Raw genomic sequence first — 21,257 nt, 5'->3', positions numbered from 1 at the left:
GGGTACCGGATCGCATGAGGCGGATACGGATGCTGCCGCGCCGGCTCACCCTGCGGGCCCGGCTGACGCTGGTGTACGGCGGGCTCTTCCTGGTGCGATCGCCCTCGAGGCGCTGCGCGCGCTCGGTCCGGGGGCCCTCACCGAGGAGCAGCTGCGGGCGCTGGCGGACTTCGCCGAGCGTGACCGCAGGCTCGTCACCTCGGGCACGGACGTCGACATCATCCGCGACGACGAGCAGGCACGCGTACGGATACGCGAGACGCTGCGGTTCCTGCGCGGGGAAGCAGGGGGCGCGGCGGGCGCGGACCGGGGACGGTGAGGCGGACGCGGGAGGGGTGACGGACCCGCGCCCGCCCCCCGCTCACGCGTACGCCGCGACCACCTCGCGCGCCGCCCGCTCGCCCTCCGTCGCGCCGCCCTCCATGAAGCCCTGGAAGTCGTACGCGCAGTGCTCCCCCGCGATGTGCACGTTGCCCTGCGCCGTGCCCTCGTAGCGGGCGAAGCGGCTGACGTAGCCGACGGGCCAGCCGGAGTACGCGCCGAGGGCGTACGGGTTGCGGTGCCAGGCGGACAGCTGCGCGCGGCCGGTCCAGGCCGCCTTCGTACCGGGGAAGATCCGGTCGACGGCGGTCAGCCGGCTCTCGGCGAGGCGGCGTACGTACGCGTCCGACTCGGTGGCGAAGGGGGAGCCCGGGGACAGCGACGCGGCCAGGCTGCCGCTGTTGAACTGGATCATGATGCCGCCCGTACCGGGCTGCGCCTTGGTGGTGTCCCACAGCTGCTGCAGCTCGTCACCCGTGAAGGTGTCGCCGCCGGACACGCCCGGCCACGGGCCCGTACCGCGCCACGGCCGGGACGTGAACTGCATGTTGAGCTTGGTGCACGTCCCCATCCGCGCCGCCTGCAGCAGCGCCCGCATCCGCGGGTCGAACCCGGCGGCGACGGGGTCGAGCCGCTTCAGGACCGGCAGCGGCAGGCACAGCACGGTGTGGTCCGCGGTGACGGTGCGGGTGGTGCCGCCCTCGTCGAAGGTCAGCGTCTGGGTGCCGTCGGCGTTCGCGCGCACCGCGCTGAGGCTCCAGCCCATCCGGAAGCTGTCGGCGGGCAGCGCGGCGGTGATGGCCTTCGGCAGCAGGTCGTTGCCGCCGGTGATGTGGTAGCGCTCGTCGGACAGCCCCCAGACGCTGAACCGGCCCGGCCGCGGCTGGTAGCCCATCAGCAGCACCAGCGCCAGCGAGGACTGCTCGGTGGTGTCCAGCCCGTACTCGATGTTGTAGGCGACGTCGATGAACTGTCCCAGCCGGGAGGCGAATCCGCCCGGCACCCGGCTCTCGATCCACTCGCGCACCGACATGTTGTCCAGGACGGTGCCGTGCTCGGTGGTGTAGTTCCACGCCACCTCGCCCGCCTCCTGCAGATCGCGGCGGAGGGCCTGGTAGACGGCCTTGAAGTCCTCGTCGGCCTGGGAGCGGGGGTAGTAGCCGCCGTCGAACCAGAGGATCTCCTCGGCCCCGTTGGGGCCCGCGCCGGCGAAGTCCTCGACGGGGAGGTCGAAGCGGCGGCACAGTTCGAGCATCTTCTTGTGGCTGGTGTCGATCAGCTCGCCGCCGATCTCCGAGGTCTGGCCGCCGGTCCAGTGGTCGCGCTGCGTCCACATCCGGCCGCCGGTGCGCGCGGGGTTCGCCTCGTACACCGTGCACGCCAGTCCCGCGTCCCGCAGGGTGAGCGCCGCGGTGAGGCCGGAGATGCCCGCGCCGACGACGGCGATCCGGGCGCCGCCCGCGCCCACCGGCCTGGCCGGCGCGGCGAAGGCGGGGGCGGCGGACGCGGAGCCCAGGCCCGTACCGGCGGCGAGGCCCACGGCGGCGGCGCGCTTGAGCAACTCGCGTCTGCCGGTGCCGCCGGACGCGTCGGCGCGGCCGGTGCCGCCCGACGCCTCGGCGCGCAGGCCGCGCAGCTCGGCCACCGGTATGCGCAGGCGCTCGGCGTCACGGTGCTCGGCGAACAGGCGGCGCAGCGCGTGCATCGGTGTGCTGCCGGCCATGGGTTCCTCCCGGGTGCTGGGGTGGCTGTCGGACCGGGCACAGCCTGGCGGCGCGGCACACACCGCACAACGGGCACTCCGTTGCCCGTTGAGGGCTGTGGGGCGACGAGTTGTCGCCCCACGTAACACACTGTGCACACGGGAGCCGGGAAGCCGCCACCCGCGCGGGGCTCAGGACACGATGTCCTTGCGCGCGAACCCCCGGTACGCCAGCGCCACCAGCACCATCGCGTAGGTCACGCTCACCGACGCGCCCTGCAGCATCCCGCCCCACTCCAGCCGGGGCTGCAGCGCGTCCGCCCAGGCGAACTGCCAGTGCGCGGGCAGCACGTCGCGCCAGGAGCCGAGCGCGGTGACCGCGTCCAGCACGTTGCCGACGATGGTCAGCCCCACCGCGCCGCCGACCGCGCCGAGCGGGGCGTCGGTGCGCGTGGAGAGCCAGAACGCGAGCCCCGCCGTGACCAGCTGGGACACGAAGATGTACGCCACCGCGATGCCGAGGCGCGGCAGCGCCGCGCCCGCCGCGAGCTGGCCGCCGGCCGGCAGCTCCAGCGGACCCCAGCCGTAGGCGAGCGTGCCCACGGTGAGGGCCACGACGGCCAGCAGCACCATCGCCGCCGCACTGAACGCCAGCGCCACCAGCAGCTTGACCGTCAGCAGCCGCGCCCGCGGCACCGGGGCGGCCAGCAGATAGCGCAGGGAGGACCAGCCGGCCTCCGAGGCCACGGTGTCGCCGCAGAACAGCGCCACAGGCACCACCAGCAGGAACCCGGCGGACACGAACAGCACCGTGGCGGTGAAGTTCGCACCGGACGCGGTGGCCGTGTCCATCAGCGTGATCTCGCTGTTGCGGCCGCCCGGGTCGCCGGCCAGGGCGAAGGCGGCGACCAGGATCAGCGGCAGGGCGGCCAGCACCCCGCCCATCACCAGGGTGCGCCGCCGGCGCAGCTGCCGTACCGCCTCCACCCGCAGGGGCAGGGTGCGCCCGGAGCGGTAGCCGGCGGCGGCGCTCCGCAGGGGCTCGGTCGTGATCGTGCTCATGCCGACGTACCTCCGATCAGGGTGAGGAAGGCGTCCTCGAGCCGCCGGTTGGGGCCGAAGGACGTGACGGGGATGCCGAGGCCCACCAGCTCGGCCAACAGGGCCTCGGGCGTGCCGCCGTCGAGCCGGATCACCAGCCCGTCGGGGGTGGCCACGGCCGTGACGACGCCGGGCACGGCCCGGACCTTGGCCAGCAGCTCGTCGGAGAGCCGCGCGGTGTGGCCGACCAGGACGGTGTCGCCGGAGCCGACGATCTCGTCCACCGGGCCCGCCTGGACGAGCCGGCCGCGGTCCATCACGACGAGATGCGTGCAGGACTGCTCGACCTCGGCGAGCAGATGGCTGGAGACGATGACGGTACGGCCGCTCTCGGCGTACCGGATCATCACCTCCCGCATCTCGCGGATCTGCGGCGGGTCGAGCCCGTTCGTGGGCTCGTCGAGGATCAGCAGATCGGGCAGGCCGAGCATGGCCTGGGCGATGGCCAGGCGCTGGCGCATGCCCTGGGAGTACATCCGTACCGCCCGCTCCAGCGCGTCGCCGAGGCCGGCGATCTCCAGGGCCTCGTCGAGATGGGCGTCCTCGGCGGGGCGGCCGGTGGCCTGCCAGTACAGCTCCAGGTTGGCGCGGCCGGTCAGATGCGGCAGGAAGCCCGCGCCCTCGACGAAGGAGCCGACGCGGGACAGCACGGACGCGCCCGGCCGGATCGCGTGCCCGAAGACGCGGATCTCGCCGTCGTCCGGGGCGATCAGGCCCATCAGCATCCGCAGGGTGGTGGTCTTGCCCGCGCCGTTCGGGCCGAGCAGGCCGAGGACCTGGCCCTTCTCCACGCGGAAGGAGAGGTCGCGGACGGCGTACCGGTCGGCGGCCCCCGCGTACCTCTTACTCAGCCCGGTGATCTCCAGCGGTACGTCGGCGAGCGCCGGGTCCGGCAGCGGCGCGGACCGGCGGCGGCGCCCGGTGAGCAGGAGCAGCGCGGCGAGCGCCGCACCGCCCAGCGGCAGCGCCCACACCCAGGCGGGCAGCGGGGCCGGCTGGGTGTCGACGGCCGGGTCGGTCGGCACGCGCAGGTCGCCGATGATCCCGACGGTGTACGTCGCGGGCTGGGCGGGCGAGGCGTACCCGAGGTCCGTGGAGGCGAGGACGAGGCGCAGCCGGTGGCCCGGGTCGGCCTTGTGGTCGATGGCCGGCAGGGTCAGCGTCACCGTGCGCCCGGCGTCGGCACCCGTGACGCGGATCGGGGCGACGAGCTGGTTCGGCAGCACCTGCCGGCGGCCGTCGGGGCTGACGTCGTACAGCTTGGCGAACAGCACCGCGTCCGGGGTGTCGGACTTGACGCGGACCTGCACGGTCGGGGTGCCGGTGATCTGGACCCCGTCCTTCAGCGGCGCGGTGTCGAAGTGCGCGTACTGGCCGGGGATGTCCAGGCTCAGGCCGACGCCGAGGGAGGACGACAGGCCGGTCAGGGCCCCGGCGCCCGGCAGGGTGGACACGGCGGGCGGGGAGCCGCCCGGCGGGTTGGTGAAGGGCTGCGACCGCCCGGACAGGGCCAGGGGCAGCGGGGTACCCGTGAGACCGGGGTAGACGCTGCTGGTCGCGCCGCGCAGCTGGGCCGCGCCGTCCGTGGAGTCGACGCCGCCGGTGCGGGTGACGCGGAACGCGGGGCCGGTGGAGGCGCCGTCGTCGTCCTTCAGATAGCGGTCGAACCAGGCCCTGACACGGCTCTGTACGCGGTCCGTCTCGCGGTCGCCGCCGTCGTGGCCGCCGGGGATCCAGTCGACGGACACGGGGGCGCCGTTGTCGGCGATGACGCTCGCCATGGCGTCTGCCTGGTCGAGGGGGAAGAGGGTGTCGGACTGGCCCTGGACGATGAGCGCGGGCACGTCGATGTCCGCTCCGACAGCGGACGGGCTGCGCGCCTCGAGGAGCGCGACGGCCGCGGCGTCGGGCTTGCCGCTGACCGCGACCCGCTCGTACATCTCGCACAGCGTCCGCTCGAAGCGGCCGCAGCCGTCCGCCGGGGCGGCCTCGGGAGCGCCGGCCGCGCCGCGCACCTCCTCGGCTCCGCCGAAGGACGCGCCGGTGAGGTCCGCGGAGCCGGTGGTGAAGAACAGGCCGGTCCAGAGCTTCTTGAACACCCCCTGGGGGAACAGGGCGTCCGCGAGGTTCCAGTAGGTGATCTGCGGGGCGATCGCGTCGACGCGCTTGTCGTACCCGGCGGCCAGCAGGGCGAGCGCGCCGCCGTACGAGGAGCCCGCGATGCCCACGCGCGGGTCGCCGGCGCGGTCGAGCTCCACCTCGGGCCGCTTCGCGAGCCAGTCGAGCATGCGGCTGACGTCCGCGACCTCGGCGGCGGGGTCGTTCAGGCCGATACTGCCGGTGGAGCGGCCGAAGCCGCGGGCGGACCAGGTCAGCACGGCGTAGCCGTCCCGGGCCAGCTTCTCGGCCTGCTCCCGCATGTCGTCCTTGCTGCCGCCGAAGCCGTGCGCCAGCAGCACGGCGGGCCGGCGCCCACCGCCGCCGGCGGTGAAGTACGACGTGTCCAGCGTGGCGCCGTCCACCGCGAAGGCCCGGTCCCGTCGCTGGACGGGCGGATCGCCGCCGGTGGCCGCGGCGGTCCAGGTGCCGAGGCCGGCCAGCACGGCGAGGGCCGCCGCGGCGCCCAGCAGGGCGCGGCCCTTGAGGGGCAGTCGGAGATGCATGAGGTGAACCCTACGTTCACCGCATGGCCATGCCGCCCGCTGCGGGGCGGAAGCGGCCCTCCTCCCGGTGGGGTACGGGGCGGGGGGCGGCTACTGCCGGTGGAGTAGCGGCGGCTGCGCCTGGTCGCCCTTGCGGGGGCGGGCGTCGCCTTCGGGGGCGTTGTCGCCTTCGGCGGCGTCATCGCCTTCGCGGGCGTCATCGCCTCCGCGGGCGTCGTCGCCTCCGCGGGCGTCGTCGCCTACGCCAGCGCGGACGCGCCGGTCCCGGTACAGGTCGCGCAGCAGGCAGATCTCGCCCCCGTGGTGCATGGTCTCGCGGTTGAGATGGATGACGAGCTCGCCCATGGTCTGCTCGGCGAAGTCGCCGCCCTTGGGTCCGAGCGGCGCGCCGAGCGCGTCGGCATCCAGGGCCCGGAGCGCGTCACGCCATCGCGACAAGGCCGCCTCCAGGTAGGTCACGGCATCGTCCGCGGACCCCGGCAACCGGCCGTCCGCCAGCAGCCGCGCGCCGGGGGCCCACTGATCGGGCCCTTCGCCCCCGAAGAAGGCCCGGTAGCGACTCTCGAAGGCGGACACGGACAGATGCGTCATCCGCCAGGCAAGGGTGGTGAACGGCCCGGAGACCCCGGGACCGCCGGCCCCGTCCATCCGCCACCGCCCGTCCCCGCGCGGACGCAGACTCCAGCAGCCGTCGACAGGCTCCCAGAAGTACTCGTCGTCGCTGAGCCCCTCGAGGCGGGGCCGCAGATGGTGGTCCCAGTAGAAGTCCAGCTGCCCGATGACGGCCCGTCCCCAGTCGATCGCCATGCGCGCAGCGTAGGGGCTCCGGCGCTGTCGCCGCGATCGTTCAAACGGGAGGCACCTGCCCCCAGGCGCCTGAGCGGCCGGGCCGCGGCCGTCCGCTAGCGGTACGGCTCCGAGAGCGGAGAATGGACCTATACGGGAGCTGCCTGGTTCGCACCAGGCAGCCGTCGGCGGCTGACGACCGACCGGCCGGCCGGGCCACGGCCGGACCGGAGGGAGAGTGAGCACGATGGAAGCCAAGCAGTGGACTGTGCAGATCTACATCGACGAGGACGACGCGGCCACCGAGACGCACGCCCGTGCCGTGCTGTCCACCCGCGACACCGACGACGTCACCGGGCGCGGGTCGGCCCGGCGTAACCCGGTCGACCGGAGCGTGCCGGAGATCGGCGACGAGCTCGCCGCCAGCCGGGCGCTGGAGGACCTGGCCGTCCGGTTGCACGACATCGCGTCGAAGGACATCACGGAGCTGGCGGGTCCGGCCCGCTGAACCGCCGCCCCGCTCACCCCGCCCGCAGCGGATTGCGCAGCGGCACGTAGCGCGACGCCGCGCCGTCCGCCGACGTCCAGCGCAGCAGCAGGTTCGTCTTGCCCGGGACCGTGGGGGCGTCCAGGAGGTGCGTCAGCTCCGCGAGCGGGAGTTCGCGGGCCCAGCGCGCCAACTCCGCGCGGGCCGTGGGCCACAGCGCCGGCGCGGCGTGCGGGTGGCGGTCCGCCAGCGCCGAGGCGATCTCCATCAGATGGTTGACCACCAGGCAGTACACGAGCCGCTCCCAGGCAGCCGGGCGGCTCGTCTCCCCCACCCGCTTCACGCCCTCCACGTCCCGGAACACGGCCTGCACCGGAAGACCGGACGCGTCCACCGCCACCAGGCAGTTCTGCAGATGGCACTCCAGCACCACCCCGTGCCGCGCGAACGCCCGCAGCACCGGCGGCACGACGCACCGCAGATACGCCGTCCACCACGCCACCGCGTCCCGCGCGCCCGCCAGCGGGCTCCCGTCGAAGCCCTCCGCGAGCGCCGCCGCGAGCACCGGCGTGGCGCCGGGCGCCACCCTGCCGCGCAGCCCGTCGCGGACGACGACCGCCAGCTCCTCGCCCAGCCCCGCGACCGTCCGGTAGCCCCGGTCGCCGAGCCAGGCGGCGCTGCTCGCCGCGCTCCCGGCCGCGCTCCCGGCGGCGTCGTCGGCGAAGGCCGCCGCGACCGCCGCGTCCGTGGTCCGCAGCCGCGCCAGGTCGTGCAGCCACAGCCGCCGAACGTCGTTGGTGATACGGACGTCGAGGCTGAACTTCAGGAACAGGTCGTCCCCCGCGAGATGCACCGTGCGTACGGACGAGGTGGGCGCGGCCCACGGCCCGGGCGCGTCCAGCCGGATCAGGCGCCCGTCGGCGAACGCCTCGCTCACGGCGGGGCGCCGCCCGACGAGGCTCAGCTGCCACGGGTGGGCCGGCAACAGCACGTGACCCGGCGGCACGACAGCGCCCAGCGCGTCCAGCGCGGACAGATCCCCATCCTCCTCGACCGCGTCGACCCGCACCGCCAGCAGGACGAGCGGAAACCGGGCGAACGCCTCGGGCGCATACCGCAGCCAGGTGTCGGCGGGCCCGCCCCCGCGCGCCTTGGGCGCGGGATGGAAGGGGTGCCCCATCACGAGGGACTGCTCGGAGCGCAGCCACAGGTCGTCCGGCGGCGCGGCGCCGGCACGCGCGGCGAGCATCGCGGCGACGGCGTCCCGGCTGTCGATCATCTCCGCCGGGAGGGTGTCGTTGGAGATGCCGGTGAGCGCGGTGAGCTCCTCCACCACGAGCTTGACCAGCTCGGAGTGGTTCAACTCCCGCCAGCCACCGTCGATGTGCAGCTCCGCCGACACCGGCCGGTGCCGGGGCGGAACGCGCAGGAGCCGGCCACCGGCCCGCGTACGGTGCACGGTTCCGTGCACGGGGTCGGCGGCCTCCCGGAGCAGACAGGCCAGCAGCGGGGCGATGGCCAGTTCGTCGGCGGCGGCTGAGATGGTGTCCATTAGCGATCAGTATGAGTGGCGTCGTCACTCCGTGCGCCCTGGGGGACGAACTGTGCCGTACACCGCCGCCGAGCGGAGCGTTCTTGAGCAATTGATGGTCGTACGGGCGGAGTTGTCCGGCCCGTACGAGTCCGGACTGCCGGGGGCCCGTGCCGCCGTGCTGAGTCGGCTGTGGCGGGGGCTGCTGTACGACCCCCTGCCCTGGGTGGCACGCCGTGAGCGGGACGGTGGCGTGCTGGAGCTCGCGGATGGGCGGCGGCTCTCGGGTCCGCCGCGCGATCCGTGGGCGACGGACGCCTCGGTGACGGTCCTGGAGCTGGACGGCCGGGCGTACGCGCAGCCGGCGTTGCTGGCGCGGGCGCTGGGCCTCGCGGACTTCGCGGCTGAACTGGACGGCAGCGTGGCGTCGTTGGCGCTGTCGCGGGCCGGGGCCCGGGCGCGTACCACCACGGCAGGCGGCCCCTGGGTCTGGGAGCAGCGCGTCGTGGACGGCCATCCGTACCACCCCTGCTGCCGCTCCCGCCCCGGCTTCACGGTGGCCGAGGAGCTGGCCTACGCCCCCGAGCACGGCGCGCGGGTACGCCTGGTGCTGGTGCCCGTGGCCGGCGCGCTGGTGCGCGGCGCGTGGCCCGCCGAGCTGCGCGACGGCGGCCGGGTGCTGATCCCCGTGCACCCGTGGCAGGCGGAGCATGTGCTGGCCGTGGGCAAGCCGCGCGACGGCTTCGAGGCGCTCGACGGTTTCGACGCGCACCCCCTGATGGCGCTCCGCACGCTCGCCCCCGCCGGCCGCCCCGGACCGCACGTCAAAACGGCGCTCAGCGCCCGGCTCACCTCCTCCGTACGCGACATCTCGGCGTACTCCGTCACCCACTCCGCCACCGTCTCCGCGCTGCTGACCGGGCTCGCCGCACGCCTCGACGGACTGCTGCACGTCACCCGCAACCTCGGCGCTGCGAGCGACGGCTCCGCCGAGCTGGCGGCGCTGCTGCGGGAGTCTCCGGAGGAGTACGCCGACGAGGCGGCGGGCGAGCAGGTCGTCCCGGTCGCCGCGCTCCCCCCGCGGGATCCGGCCTGGGTGGCGGACTTCGCCCGCCTGGCGCTGTCCGTCTGTCTGCGCTTGCTGGACCTGGGCGTCGCGCTGGAGGCGCACGGCCAGAACCTGCTGGCTGTCCTCGGACCGGACGGCCGCCCGCGCCGCCTGGTCTACCGCGACCTCGCCGACGTCCGGGTCAGCCCGGCGCGCCTGGCCGCGCACGGCGTCGCGGTGCCGGCGGGGCTGACGGGACGGGTCGTCACCGACGATCCGCAGGCCCTGCGCCGCAAGCTCTTCGGCTCCCTCGTCTCGGGCTCCCTGGGGCCCCTGGCCGGCGGCGCCGACGCCCTGGGCGCGGCGCTGGCCGCTGCCCTGCCGCACCTGCCGCCGACACCGGACCTCACCGCCCTGCGTTCCCGCCCGCTGCCGGTCAAGGCGCTGACCCTGATGCGGCTCGGGGTGACGGGCGACGCGTGGACGGAGCTGCCGAATCCTTTGCGGGACGCTCCGGCGTAGCGGCAAAACCTGGTGCCTCCAGCTGAATTGGCCCGTCCGCCGAACGGTCCACTAGGGTGCCTGGCTTACGCACGCGAAGACAACCACGGGGGCGGTGTCTGAGGGCATGGAGGGCAACACCGAGGCGGGCGGGGAGCGGCTGCTGGCCGGCCGATACCGGATCACCGGACAGCTGGGCCGCGGCGGCATGGGCACGGTGTGGCGTGCCGTGGACGAGGTCCTGGGGCGCGAGGTCGCGGTCAAGGAGCTGCGCGCCTACAGCGACGCCCAGGGCCCCGAGCTGGACGCGCTGCGGGTGCGGATGCGGCGCGAGGCGCGCGCCGCGGCCCGGGTGCGGCATCCGGGCGTGGTCGCCGTACACGACGTGGTGCACCACGAGGGGCGCCCCGTCATCGTGATGGAGCTGGTGGACGGCCCGTCGCTGGCGGACGTGCTGCGCCGCGAGGGAACGCTCGACCCGGCGCCGGCGGCCGGCATCGGCGCCCAGGTGCTGCGGGCGCTGGCCGCCGCGCACGCGGCGGGGGTACTGCACCGGGACGTCAAACCCGGCAACATCCTGCTGGAGCGCGGCGGACGCGTGGTGCTCACCGATTTCGGCATCGCCACCATGGACGATCCGGGCGACGACGCTGGCACCCGGCTGACGAGCAGCGGCGAACTCGTCGGCTCGCTCGACTACCTGTCACCCGAACGCGCCCGCGGCGGCGCGCCCGACGCGCCGGCCGACATCTGGGCGCTCGGCGCCGCGCTGTACGCGGCGGTGGAGGGCACGGCCCCCTTCCGGCGTACGTCGACCTGGTCGACGATCACGGCGATCGTCGCCGAGCCGCTTCCCGAACCGCGGCGGGCGGGGCCGCTCGGCCCGGTGCTGAGCGAGCTGATGGCGAAGGATCCGGCCGCCCGGCCGGACGCGACGCGGGCCGCCGAGTTACTCGAGGCGATCGCGGGTTCGCCGGCCGGCGCGGACACCGCCCGGCTGCGCCCGCAGGCCCCGCCGCAGCCGCAGCCGCACGCACAGACCGAACTGGACCTGAACGCGCCGGCGCCGCTCGGGGCGTTCGGCCCGCCGACGATGGGAGACGGTCCCGCGTCCGGCTTCCCGACGACGCATGCGGCACCCCCGGTCGACTCCGCCGCCGGGCACGGCCCCCCGAAGCACCGCCGTACCCTCGTCATCGCCGCCGTGGCCGCAGCCGTCGTACTGACGGGCGGCGGTACGGCCCTGCTGCTCGGCGGAGGCGACGGCAAGAGCGGCGACCCCGTCGCCGCCTCCTCGACGCCCACCCCGTCCGCGGCCGAGCAGCCCACCGGCGCGGAGGCCACCGCGACCAAGGGCTCCGACAAGGGCAAGGAGAGCAACCGGCCGTCCGCCTCCCCCAAGCCTTCGAAGACCGCCCCGGGCGCCGGCACCTCCGGGGACGGCACCACCGGCGGCTCCGACGGCGGATCGGACGGCGGCACCACCGGAGGTTCGACGGGCGGCTCCGACAGCGGCGGGTCCGACGGCGGCACGACCACCGCCTCGGGCGGCACCACCACCTCGGGCAGCGACTCGGGAGGCGGCGGCTCCACCCCCGAGCCGTCGTGCTGGTCCATCGGCGGCGGCAAGTACAACTGCGAGCTCTGGCGCACCGCCGACTCCTACGACTCCGCGCACACCAGGGTCGGCACCCTCTACCAGGGCGTCAACTACTTCTACTGCCAGGTCCGGCTCAGCCACCGGGTGACCTACGGCGACTGGACCAACGTCTGGTGGGCGAAGACGGACGACGACAGCGGCAACGCCGGCGTCTTCGTGAGCGACGTCTGGATCAAGGGCGGCGACAACGACGCACCCGTCCCCGGCCTCCCGGTGTGCTGACCCCCGCGACCGGCCGCGACCGGCCGCGGGGCCAAGGAGCGGCTCAGCCGGGAAACGCGAGCAGCAGCGCGAACCGCTCGCCCGGGTCCGTCCACCACCGGTGCACGGTCAGCCCCGCGGCGGCCAGTTCGCCGATGAGGGCGCCCGGGCGGAACTTCACGGAGATCTCGGTGCGCAGGTCCTCCCCCGCTTCGAAGGCCACCAGCAGGTCCAGCGCCGGGATCTTCACCTGCTGGGCGGCCGCGGACCGCAGATGCATCTCGACGCGCTCCTCGGCCGCGTTCCACACCGCGCGGTGGGTGAAGGCGCCGGGGTCGAAGTCGGCGTCGAGTTCGCGGTTCAGCACGAGCAGCACGTTCTTGTTGAACTCGGCGGTCACGCCCCGCTCGTCGTCGTACGCCCGGTGCAGCGTCGGCGTGTCCTTCACCAGGTCCGCGCCCAGCAGCAGCGCGTCGCGCTCCCCCAGCGCGCCGCGTACGGAGGTGAAGAACGCGGCGCGCTGGGCCGCGTCCAGGTTGCCGACCGTGCTGCCGAGGAACGCCAGCAGGTGCGGGCCGGGGGTGTCGGGCAGCTCCAGCGAGGTCTCGAAGTCGGCGACGGTGGCGGCGACCGTCAGGCCGGGATAGTCGCGGACCAGCGCCTGCCCCGCCTCGCGCAGGGCGGAGGGGCTGACGTCGAGGGGCGCGTAGGTGTGCAGGGCCGGTGCCAGCGCGTCGAGGAGCAGGCGGGTCTTCTCCGAGGACCCGGAGCCCAGTTCGGCCAGGGTGCGGGCGCCGCTCAGGGCGGCGATCTCGGCGCAGTGGGCGGTGAGGATCTCCCGTTCGGCGCGGGTGAGGTAGTACTCGGGGAGCCGGGTGATCTCGTCGAACAGGGCGCTGCCGCGGGCGTCGTAGAACCATTTGGGCGGCAGGGTCTTGGGCGTGCCGGTCAGCCCGGCGGTGACGTCGGCGCGCAGGGTGCGGGCGAGGTGGTCGTGGGCGAGACGGCGGGTGAGGGTGAAGCGGTCGGTCATGGGCGCGGGTTCCCTTCCAGGACGGTGGCGGGCGGGGTGGAGCGTGCCGGGGGTGCGTCGGCGGTGAGCGGTGTCACCGCGACGCCGACCGGGGTGGCCAGCAGCAGCGACCGGTCGGGGACCTCGCGCCAGGGGCCGGCGCCGTCGTCGGGGGCGTCGTCGGGTTCGGAGGCGACGGTGACCTGCCCGTCCCCGGCGCGGTAGTAGAGGCTGTCGCCCCATCGGGTGGCGGCGATCCGCCCGCCGTCCGTCAGCAGCAGGTTCAGCCGCGCTCCGGGCCGTACCGCGGCGGTCTGCCGTACGACGGCGGCGAGCGCCTCGCCGGGCTGTGCCCCGCCGCCGAGCAGCCCGGCGGTCACCGCCCACAGCAGGGCGGCGTCGCAGCGGGCCTCCAGGCGCAGCAGCTGGGCGGAGTCGAGCGGCAGCCCGGCGTCGTCCGGCAGCCGCTCCCATTCGGGCACCGCCCCGTTGTGGCTGAACAGCCAGGGCCCGGAGGCGAAGGGGGCCGCGGCCGTCTCGTCCTGGCTGGTGCCGGGCGTGGCGTCGCGTACGGCGGCCAGCACGGCCGTGGTGCGGATCGTACGGGCGAGGTCGGGCAGGTTGCCGTCCGCCCAGACGGGCACCGCGCGGCGGTAGCGGGCGGGCGGTCCGGACGGCGGGTACCAGCCGATGCCGAACCCGTCGGCGTTGACTGTGCCGTGCCGTTGGTGGCGCGGTGCCCAGGACTGCTCGTACAGCCCGTGCGGCGGCCGCACCACCAGCTCGGCCACGCTGCGCGGCGCGGATCCGAGCCAGGCGAGGTGCCGGCACATCAGGCCGCCCTCCGCTCGCCGCCGTCGGCGTGCTCCGCGTCGCGCGCGGTGCGGAAGCCGGCGAAGATCTGCCGGCGGACGGGGTAGTCCCAGTTGCGGAACGTCCCCCGCACGGCGACCTGGTCGGCGCCGAAGGAGCCGCCCCTCAGCACCTTGTGGTCGCTGCCGAAGAAGACCTCGCTGTACTCGGGGTAGGGGAAGGACCGGTAGCCGGGATAGCCGGTGAAGTCGGACGCCGTCCACTCCCACACGTCGCCGATGAGCTGGCGCGCACCGCTGGGTGCGGCGCCGCGCGGATAGGCGCCGACGGGTGCCGGACGCAGGTGCCGCTGCCCGAGGTTGGCGTGCTCGGGGGTGGGCTCGTCCTCGCCCCAGGGATAGGTGAGGGAGCGGCCGGTGGAGGGATCGTGGCGGGCGGCCTTCTCCCATTCGGCCTCCGTCGGCAGCCGCCGTCCGGCCCACCGGGCGTAGGCGTCCGCCTCGTACCAGCTGACGTGTACGACGGGCTCGTGATCCGGTACGGGCTCGGTGTGCCCGAAGCGCCGCCGCAGCCATCGGCTGTCCTCCTGCCGCCAGAACAGCGGCGCCCGCAGCCCCTTGTCCCGTACGTGCTCCCAGCCGTCGGGATGCCACCAGCGGGGGTCGTCGTAGCCGCCGTCGGCGATGAACCCCTGGTAGGCGGCGTTGGTGACGGGCACGGTGTCGAGGTGGAAGGCGGGTACGTGGACGGCGTGGGCGGGGCGCTCGTTGTCCAGGGCCCAGGCGTCGGTGGAGGTGCCCATCGTGAACGGCCCGCCGGGGACGAGCACTTCCGCGGGCAGGCTGTCGCCGGGAGCGGCGGGCGGTTCGGGGGCGGTGAGGACGGGGGCGCCGCGGCGCAGCTGGTGGGTGGCCAGCATGGTCTCGTCGTGCTGCTGCTCGTGCTGGGCGATCATGCCGAAGACGAAGGCTCCGGCGGTCAGCGGGTCGCCGCCGTCCAGGTCCGCGGCGGCCAGCAGGGCGAGCGCCCGCTCGCGGACCTCGGCCACGTAGCGGCGGGCGGCGTCGGGGCCGAGCAGCGGGAGCGCCGGGCGGTCGGCCCGGGGGTGCTGGAAGGCGTCGTAGAGGTGGTCGAGGTCGGGGCGCAGCCCCGGCCCTCCGCCCGCGGCCCGCAGCAGCCAGATGTCCTCCTGGTTGCCGATATGGGCCAGGTCCCAGACCAGGGGGGACATCAGCGGCGAGTGCTGGGCGGTGAGCCCGGCGTCGTCGAGGCAGTCGGTGAGGGCGAGCGTCCGGCGGCGGGCGCGTTCCAGCGCGGCACGGGCCCGCTCGCGGGTGGTGGTACGGAGTCGGGTGGTCATCGGTGCGTTCCTTCTCGTACGTCGTCCAGGGGGTGCTGGGGGGTGCCCTGCAGCAGGTCGTCGGCCGGGCAGCGGCCGTGTTCGGCGTAGCGTTCGGCGAACCGGGCCACGGCGCGGCGGGGTTCGCCGGTCAGGGCGGCCTCGGCGGCGGAGACGCAGGCCCGGACGGCGGCGCCGAGGGCCGGGTCGGCGGGGCCGTGGCGGGCGGCGCGCAGCCACAGGCTCCGCGGTGGCAGCCGGTCGCCGCGGGTGAGGGGTTCGGTCGCGTCGTACGCGAGGGACGCCGCCGCCGGATCGTCCATCAGCGCGGAGGCCACCGCGACGGCTGCCTGCCAGCCGTCGCCGTACTGGGCGTCGATCATGCGCAGTTCGAGCCAGCCGCGCGGGCGTACGGGCGGGAAGAGGGTGCCGAGGTGGTAGTCCAGATCGTCGGCGGCCGGGGCGCGGCCGTCGACCGGGGCGTCCAGCCAGTCGCGGAAGGTGAGCCCCGGCGGCGCCGTCCAGCGGGCCGGGGCGGGCCGTCTGATGCACATGACGGCGGCGTCCAGGGCGTAGCGCGCCCAGTCGGAGCGGGCGTCGCCGCCGTCGGCGACGGGCCGGGTGCGGGTCGGGTCCACCCGGGACCAGACCGCCTGGCGGGTGGACTTCCAGCCGGTCGGCCGGCCCTGCCACAGGGGCGAGTTGGCGAACGCGGCCAGCAGCACGGGGCCGATGCGGTGGGCGAGGATCCAGCGGTGCCGGTAACCGGCCGGGCCGTCGGAGGAGTCCCCGGCCTCCAGGTTGACCTGGACGGCGGCGGTGGCGCGCATCATCACCCGGCCCCAGGGGCCGATGCGGTCGAAGTGCTGCTCCATCGCCTGGTAGCGGGGGTGCTGCAGGACGCGTCCCGGGATCCGGTACGGGTCGAGTCCGCGGCCGACGGCGACGAGCCCCTCGCGGGCGAGGGCCCGGTCGAGGGCGGCCTGGTCGGCGGCGGCGGTGTCGAGGCAGTGGGTGAGGGAGTCGGCGGGCGGTGAACTGAGTTCGACCTGCCCGCCCGGTTCACGGGTGAGCCGGCTGCCGCCGGGGAGCGCCCCGGGTGCGCCGAGGGGGGCGAGGGCCGCGTCGAGTCGCTCCGCGGTGACCGGTCGGCCCGGGTGGGTCCGGTCGTGGACGAGCCATTCGAGTTCCGCGCCGGTGCGTCCGGGCGGGCCGGTCTTGAAACAGATGCCGCCGATCCTCGTCTCGGCGTCCTGGTGGCGCAGTCCGCTGTGCACGGGGCCTCCTCCGGTCGGGTGGGACCAGGGGAACCCGGTGGGGGCGCGGCCCCATTCCATCCGGACGGCGGGGGTGCGTTTCGAGCAGCCGGCGAGGGCGCGCGCTCCGGTCAGACGGCCGGGGTGCCCGTTCCGCCCGACGGCTCGTCGTGCAGCAGCGACTCGGCGAACGCCCGTACCCGGGCCAGCGTTTCCCGGTCCACGGGTTCGTGCCGCGCCAGCGCGCTCTTGATCTCCCGGTAGGTCGCCGCCTCGAAGCCGCACCACCGGCAGCACGCCAGATGTTCGGCCACCCGCTCGTGGATCCGGGGACGGGACTGGCCGTCGACGAACGCCTGCAGTTCGCGGGCGACTTCGGCGCAGTCCAGCGGCCGGCGGCCGCGCTGCCGCCAGACGCGCAGCGGATTCATGACGCTCCCCCCTTCGGCGCGAGCCCGACGGCGGCGAGCTGCTCCCTGATCCGCGCCCGTGCCCGGTGCAGCCGGCTCATGACCGTTCCCTGGGGCACGCCGAGGAGTTCGGCCGCCTCGCCGTAGCTGAACCCGTCGATGTCCACCAGGCGTACCACCTGACGGTGCTTGACCGGTAGCCCTGCGTACACGGCGTCGACCTCGGCGTCGAACAGCTCGCCCAGCACCAGCGTCTCGGGCGTCGGCGCCGGCTGGGCCAGCGCCGGGGTGAGCCGCTCCAGGTCCGCGTCCGGGTCGTCCAGCAGCTGCGGCCGGCGCCGGCGGTGCCGGTTGTGCTCGGCGCGCCGCATGATGGTCAGCAGCCAGGCCCGCGGATGCCGGCCGTCGAACCGGTCGGCGGCCCGGTAGGCCCGTATCAGGGTCTCCTGCACCAGGTCCTCGGCGTCGGCGTGCTGCAGCGTCAGCGTGGTGGCGGCCCGTAACAGCACCTCCACCTCCGGCACCACGAACCGGGCGAATGCCCTCCTGCGCTCCGCGTCCCTCGTCGCGTGCACCACTCGCTCCTCCACGGTGGCGGAAACCCGGTGAGCCCACCCGGCCATTCCCTCACATTCACGGGAACCGCACACGTATCCGGTGATGTCCGCAGAGTGAAGTCCGTGCGCCCGGCGCGCTTCGGCCGACGGGCCGCGGCCGGGTGACGGGCGCTCTACGCTGAGGCAACGCCAGGGAGGGGAGCACGTATGCGGCCGCTGGAACCCGACGACCCCACGGACATCGGCGGTTACCGGCTGCGGGGGCGGCTCGGTGCCGGCGGCATGGGGGCCGTCTATCTGGCGCACACGCCCGCGGGCCGCCCCGTCGCCCTGAAGGTCATCCGCCACGAGTACGCGCAGGACGCGGAGTTCCGCCGCCGGTTCGCCCAGGAGGCGCGCTCCGCCCGCCGGGTGCACGGGCTGTACACGGCGCAGCTGCTGGACAGCGACGTCGAGGGCGAGCAGCCGTGGCTGGCCTCGGCGTACGTGCCGGGACCGTCGCTGACCGCGGCCGTCGCCCAGTACGGGCCGCTGCCGCTGCGGACCGTGCTGCAGCTGGCCGCCGGGGTCGCGGAGGCGCTGACCGCGATCCACGCCGAGGGCATCGTGCACCGGGACCTCAAGCCGTCGAACGTGCTGCTGGCCGAGGACGGTCCGCGCGTCATCGACTTCGGCATCGCCCGTGCGCTGGACGCGACGGCGCTGACGAGCCCCGAGGTCCGGCTCGGGACGCCGGGGTTCATGGCGCCGGAGCAGATCCAGGCGGGCGGCCTGCCCGGCCCGCCGGTCGACGTGTTCGCGCTGGGCCTGCTGGCGCACTACGCGGCGACCGGACAGCATCCGTTCGGCGAGGGGTCGAGCGAGGTGCTGCTGTACCGGATCGTCGTGGAGGAGCCCGATCTCGCCGGCACCCCGGCGGAGTTGCGCGGCCTGATCGCGCGCTGTCTGGCGAAGGACCCCGCCGCGCGGCCGGTCCCGGCGCAGATCGTGGAGCTGTGCCGGGTCGCGGCCGGCGGGGAGCTGTACGAGGACCACGGCCGCGGCTGGCTCGCGGGGCTCGGCGGCACGCCACCGGCCGCCCCTGCGCCCGTACCGCCCGGCTCCCCTCCCCCGGCGCCCGTTCCGCCCGACTCGCCTCCCCCGGCGCCCGTTCCGCCCGACTCGCCTCCCCCGGCGCAACCCCCCACCGCCGCGCCCTCCTTCGGCCCGCCGCCCGCGTACACGCCCACCGCCCCGCCGCCTGCCCCCGTCCGCCCCCGGCGCAGGGCGCCGCGCGTCGCCGCGTCCGTGGCGGGCGCGCTCCTCGTGATCGCCGGCTCCGTGTTCGCCGTCGACCGGTTCTCCGGGGACGACGACGGCGGCGACGGCAAGGGCGGCGGCGCCCCCGGCGACATCGTGGTGGCCGGGAAGCCCGTCACGGGCCACACCCGGTCCAAGGACACGCGTCCCCAGTTCGCGTACAGGCGCACCTACACCGACGGCCCGCTCTACGCCGCCGTCACCGGCCACCGGTCCAACGCCTTCGGCACCAGCGGTCTGGAGGGCGTGTACGCCGACGAGCTGGCGGCCGGCGGCACGGTCCTGACCACCATCGAACCGAAGGCCCAGCGGGCCGCCCTCAAGGGCCTCGGCGCACACCGAGGGGCCGTGGTCGCCCTCGACCCGGCCACCGGGAAGATCGTCGCCCTGGCCTCAGCTCCGTCGTACGATCCGGGCCGCTTCGCGGGCACCGGCAAGGCCGACCGGGCGGTGTGGCAGGAGCTGACCGGCGACAAGGGCAAGCCGATGCTCAACCGGGCCCTGCGCCAGACGTATCCGCCGGGCTTCACCTTCTCCCTCGTGACGGCGGCGACCGCGCTGCGGGAGGGGTTCGTCCCCGACGCCGCCTCGCCGACGGACAGCCCCGAGCCGTACACGCTGCCCCTGAGCACGGTGCAGCTGCGCAACCCCGTCGCGGGGCAGTGCGCGAACGCGTCGCTGACGACGGCCCTCACGTACTCCTGCAGCACCGTCCTGGCCCGGCTCAGCGACGGCCTCGGCAACGGCTCGCTGCGGAGCGCGGCCGCCGACTTCGGCTTCGGCAAGGAAACCCCTGTGCCGGTCCGGGCGGCGGAGAGCGTCTTCCCCGAGGAGTCGTCCCGCCCGCAGAACGCGATGGCGGGCATCGGCCAGGGCAACACCCAGGTCACGCCGCTGCAGATGGCGATGGTCGCCGGTGCCGTCGCCGGGGACGGCACCGTCCGGCGGCCGGGCTGCGTCAGCCAGGTGCGCCGGGCGGACGGTTCGGTCGCGGATCGGTTCAAGGCGACGCGGCTCGGCTCTCCCCTCGACCCCGGCCAGGCGTCCGAGCTGCGCGGCGCGCTGGAGTCGGCGGTGGAGCAGACCGGCTCGGCCGCCCGGGTCGCCGGGGCACGCGTCGGGGGTGTGACGGGGACGGCGCAGTCCGGGGTGGGCAGCGGGGAGGACCGGGCCTATCTGTGGTTCGTCGGCTACGCCCGGCAGCCGGACGGTGACGCGGTCGCGGTGGCGGTCGTCGTACAGAGCGAGGACGCCCCGCGGGACCTGAAGGACACGGATCCGGCGGCGCGCATCGCCGCGGACGTGATGGAGGCGGCCCTGGGGTCGTAGGCCCATGGGTTCCGGCGTCGCGGACGGCCGACCGTTCACCCGCGCGTCGCCCGGTCTTCGCCGCGCGGCATTGACGGGTCCACAACCGTCCCCGAGATTGCGGGCGTTGGCTCATCGACCTTCGGAAGGGGCACGTATGAGGGCACACAGGAGACCGCACGCCCGTCGCCACCGTCTCACCGCCCTGATCGCCGCCGCGGCCGGCGTCCTCGCGTTCGGCCTGCCGGCGGACGCGGGGGCCGCCGGGCGCGAGGACTTCGACCTGCAGGCCCATCGCGGCGGCCTCGGCCTCGTGGTGGAGTCCACGCTCGCGTCCTTCACCAACGGCCTGGCGGTGGGGGTGAAGACCCTGGAGCTGGACGTCCAGATCACCGAGGACCACCAGGCGGTCGTCACCCACGACCGCCGGATCTCCGGCTCCAAGTGCCGGGACACCGGTCCCGCCTTCCCGGGCGACCCGGAGTACCCCTACGTCGGCAGGTACATCGTCGGCCTGACCCTGGCCCAGGTCCGTACGCTGGACTGCGGTTCGCTCACGCTCCCCCAGTTCCCCGGCCAGCGGCCGAGCCCGGGGGCGCGGATGCCGCTGCTCACCGAGGTGTTCGACCTGGTCAAGAGCAAGGGCGCGGAGAAGACCGTATGGCTCAACATCGAGACGAAGGTCGAGGCGGGCGCGCCGAGCGAGACCGCGCCGCGGGAGGAGTTCGTACAGATCGTCTCCCGCCAGGTGCGCGAGTCCGGGCTGGCGAAGCGGGTGACCGTCCAGAGCTTCGACTGGGGCGCGCTGATGCGGATGCGCGAGGTCGCGCCGGAGCTGCCGATCGTGGCGCTGACGAACGGCCCGCAGTTCCTGCAGCCCGGCCAGCCGGGCGCCTCGCCGTGGCTGGGCGGCATCGACATCGACGACTTCGGCGGCGATCTCGTGGCCGCGGTCGCGTCGTTCGGCGCGGACGCGCTCTCCCCCGTGCACGGCTTCCCGCAGAACGGGAAGGTGACGGACCCGGGCTACGAGCCGTACACCACCCGGGAGATGGTCCGCTCCGCGCACCGCGCCGGCATCAAGGTGGTGCCGTGGACGATCGACGACGCGCCGACATTGAACAAGCTGATCGACGACGGCGTGGACGGCATCATCACCGACTACCCCGACGTGCTGCGCCAGGTGATGGCGGATCGCGGGCTCGAGCTGCCGCGACGCTACACCTGAGCGACCCGCGGTGGCCCGCCCCCGGACCGGGGGC

Annotated in this window: 16 protein-coding genes and 1 pseudogene; 6 read left to right on the top strand and 11 right to left on the bottom strand. The window is 75.0% G+C overall.

Features of this window, described 5'->3' with window-relative positions:
* A pseudogene (locus AB0M28_RS34215) lies at positions 1 to 319 on the top strand (hypothetical protein); the annotation flags it as partial.
* A gap of 42 nt (positions 320 to 361) precedes the next feature.
* On the opposite strand, the gene AB0M28_RS34210 reads toward AB0M28_RS34215, so the two are convergent.
* The 4 genes from AB0M28_RS34210 to AB0M28_RS34195 all read right to left on the bottom strand — a co-directional run bounded on the left by AB0M28_RS34210 (position 362) and on the right by AB0M28_RS34195 (position 6,594).
* Positions 362 to 2,044 carry an NAD(P)/FAD-dependent oxidoreductase gene (locus AB0M28_RS34210; RefSeq protein ID WP_365413595.1) on the bottom strand — a complete coding sequence of 561 codons (1,683 nt, stop codon included), beginning with the start codon at positions 2,042 to 2,044 and terminating at the stop codon, positions 362 to 364.
* A gap of 171 nt (positions 2,045 to 2,215) precedes the next feature.
* On the bottom strand, positions 2,216 to 3,085 hold the full coding sequence (locus tag AB0M28_RS34205; RefSeq protein WP_365413593.1) for an ABC transporter permease: 870 nt from the start codon (positions 3,083 to 3,085) through the stop codon (positions 2,216 to 2,218).
* A complete protein-coding gene (locus tag AB0M28_RS34200; protein ID WP_365413591.1) occupies positions 3,082 to 5,787 on the bottom strand; it encodes an alpha/beta fold hydrolase in 2,706 nt (901 codons plus the stop codon). Before AB0M28_RS34200 ends, AB0M28_RS34205 begins: the two co-directional genes overlap by 4 nt.
* 90 nt (positions 5,788 to 5,877) lie before the next feature.
* Positions 5,878 to 6,594 (bottom strand): DinB family protein, encoded by a 717-nt coding sequence (locus tag AB0M28_RS34195; protein ID WP_365413590.1) that lies wholly within the window; start codon positions 6,592 to 6,594, stop codon positions 5,878 to 5,880.
* A gap of 226 nt (positions 6,595 to 6,820) precedes the next feature.
* Here AB0M28_RS34195 and AB0M28_RS34190 point away from each other — a divergent pair, with 226 nt between their 5' ends.
* Positions 6,821 to 7,081 carry a DUF1876 domain-containing protein gene (locus AB0M28_RS34190; RefSeq protein ID WP_365413601.1) on the top strand — a complete coding sequence of 87 codons (261 nt, stop codon included), beginning with the start codon at positions 6,821 to 6,823 and terminating at the stop codon, positions 7,079 to 7,081.
* 13 nt (positions 7,082 to 7,094) lie between these two features.
* On the opposite strand, the gene AB0M28_RS34185 is transcribed toward AB0M28_RS34190, so the two are convergent.
* Positions 7,095 to 8,612 carry an IucA/IucC family protein gene (locus tag AB0M28_RS34185; RefSeq protein ID WP_365413588.1) on the bottom strand — a complete coding sequence of 506 codons (1,518 nt, stop codon included), beginning with the start codon at positions 8,610 to 8,612 and terminating at the stop codon, positions 7,095 to 7,097.
* Between the two features lie 94 nt (positions 8,613 to 8,706).
* Between AB0M28_RS34185 and AB0M28_RS34180 the strand changes: the two genes are divergently transcribed.
* Together AB0M28_RS34180 and AB0M28_RS34175 are read left to right on the top strand one after the other, a co-directional pair.
* Positions 8,707 to 10,161 carry an IucA/IucC family siderophore biosynthesis protein gene (locus tag AB0M28_RS34180; RefSeq protein WP_365413599.1) on the top strand — a complete coding sequence of 485 codons (1,455 nt, stop codon included), beginning with the start codon at positions 8,707 to 8,709 and terminating at the stop codon, positions 10,159 to 10,161.
* Positions 10,162 to 10,267: 106 nt separating this feature from the next.
* Positions 10,268 to 12,022, top strand: a complete 1,755-nt coding sequence (locus tag AB0M28_RS34175) for a serine/threonine-protein kinase (protein WP_365413597.1) — start codon at positions 10,268 to 10,270, stop codon at positions 12,020 to 12,022.
* A 43-nt stretch (positions 12,023 to 12,065) separates the two neighbouring features.
* Here AB0M28_RS34175 and egtD read toward each other — a convergent pair whose 3' ends face one another.
* The 6 genes from egtD to AB0M28_RS34145 form a co-directional block, all read right to left on the bottom strand.
* Positions 12,066 to 13,034 (bottom strand): L-histidine N(alpha)-methyltransferase, encoded by a 969-nt coding sequence (gene egtD / locus AB0M28_RS34170; RefSeq protein WP_365413586.1) that lies wholly within the window; start codon positions 13,032 to 13,034, stop codon positions 12,066 to 12,068.
* Positions 13,031 to 13,846: an ergothioneine biosynthesis protein EgtC gene (egtC, locus tag AB0M28_RS34165; protein WP_365413584.1), complete on the bottom strand. Its 816-nt coding sequence runs from the start codon at positions 13,844 to 13,846 to the stop codon at positions 13,031 to 13,033. The genes egtD and egtC overlap by 4 nt, the downstream gene beginning before the upstream one ends.
* Positions 13,846 to 15,186, bottom strand: coding sequence for an ergothioneine biosynthesis protein EgtB (gene egtB / locus AB0M28_RS34160; protein WP_365413582.1), 1,341 nt, complete (start codon positions 15,184 to 15,186; stop codon positions 13,846 to 13,848). Before egtB ends, egtC begins: the two co-directional genes overlap by 1 nt.
* The gene (gene egtA / locus AB0M28_RS34155; protein ID WP_365413580.1) at positions 15,183 to 16,442 is read right to left on the bottom strand and encodes an ergothioneine biosynthesis glutamate--cysteine ligase EgtA; all 1,260 of its coding nucleotides are present in this window, start codon (positions 16,440 to 16,442) and stop codon (positions 15,183 to 15,185) included. The genes egtB and egtA overlap by 4 nt, the downstream gene beginning before the upstream one ends.
* Before the next feature lie 110 nt (positions 16,443 to 16,552).
* The gene (locus AB0M28_RS34150; RefSeq protein ID WP_365413578.1) at positions 16,553 to 16,852 is read right to left on the bottom strand and encodes a zf-HC2 domain-containing protein; all 300 of its coding nucleotides are present in this window, start codon (positions 16,850 to 16,852) and stop codon (positions 16,553 to 16,555) included.
* A complete protein-coding gene (locus AB0M28_RS34145; protein WP_365413576.1) occupies positions 16,849 to 17,406 on the bottom strand; it encodes a sigma-70 family RNA polymerase sigma factor in 558 nt (185 codons plus the stop codon). The genes AB0M28_RS34150 and AB0M28_RS34145 overlap by 4 nt, the downstream gene beginning before the upstream one ends.
* A 189-nt stretch (positions 17,407 to 17,595) precedes the next feature.
* Between AB0M28_RS34145 and AB0M28_RS34140 the strand changes: the two genes are divergently transcribed.
* Positions 17,596 to 20,016: a penicillin-binding transpeptidase domain-containing protein gene (locus AB0M28_RS34140; RefSeq protein ID WP_365413574.1), complete on the top strand. Its 2,421-nt coding sequence runs from the start codon at positions 17,596 to 17,598 to the stop codon at positions 20,014 to 20,016.
* 136 nt (positions 20,017 to 20,152) lie between these two features.
* On the top strand, positions 20,153 to 21,223 hold the full coding sequence (locus AB0M28_RS34135; protein WP_365413572.1) for a glycerophosphodiester phosphodiesterase family protein: 1,071 nt from the start codon (positions 20,153 to 20,155) through the stop codon (positions 21,221 to 21,223).
* Positions 21,224 to 21,257: the final 34 nt, after the last annotated feature.

The sequence above is a fragment of the Streptomyces sp. NPDC051940 genome (assembly GCF_040680895.1).
In the GTDB taxonomy this organism is placed as follows: domain Bacteria; phylum Actinomycetota; class Actinomycetes; order Streptomycetales; family Streptomycetaceae; genus Streptomyces.
The sequence above is the reverse complement of the archived record's forward strand: the minus strand, read 5'-3'. Positions and strand labels throughout refer to the sequence as shown.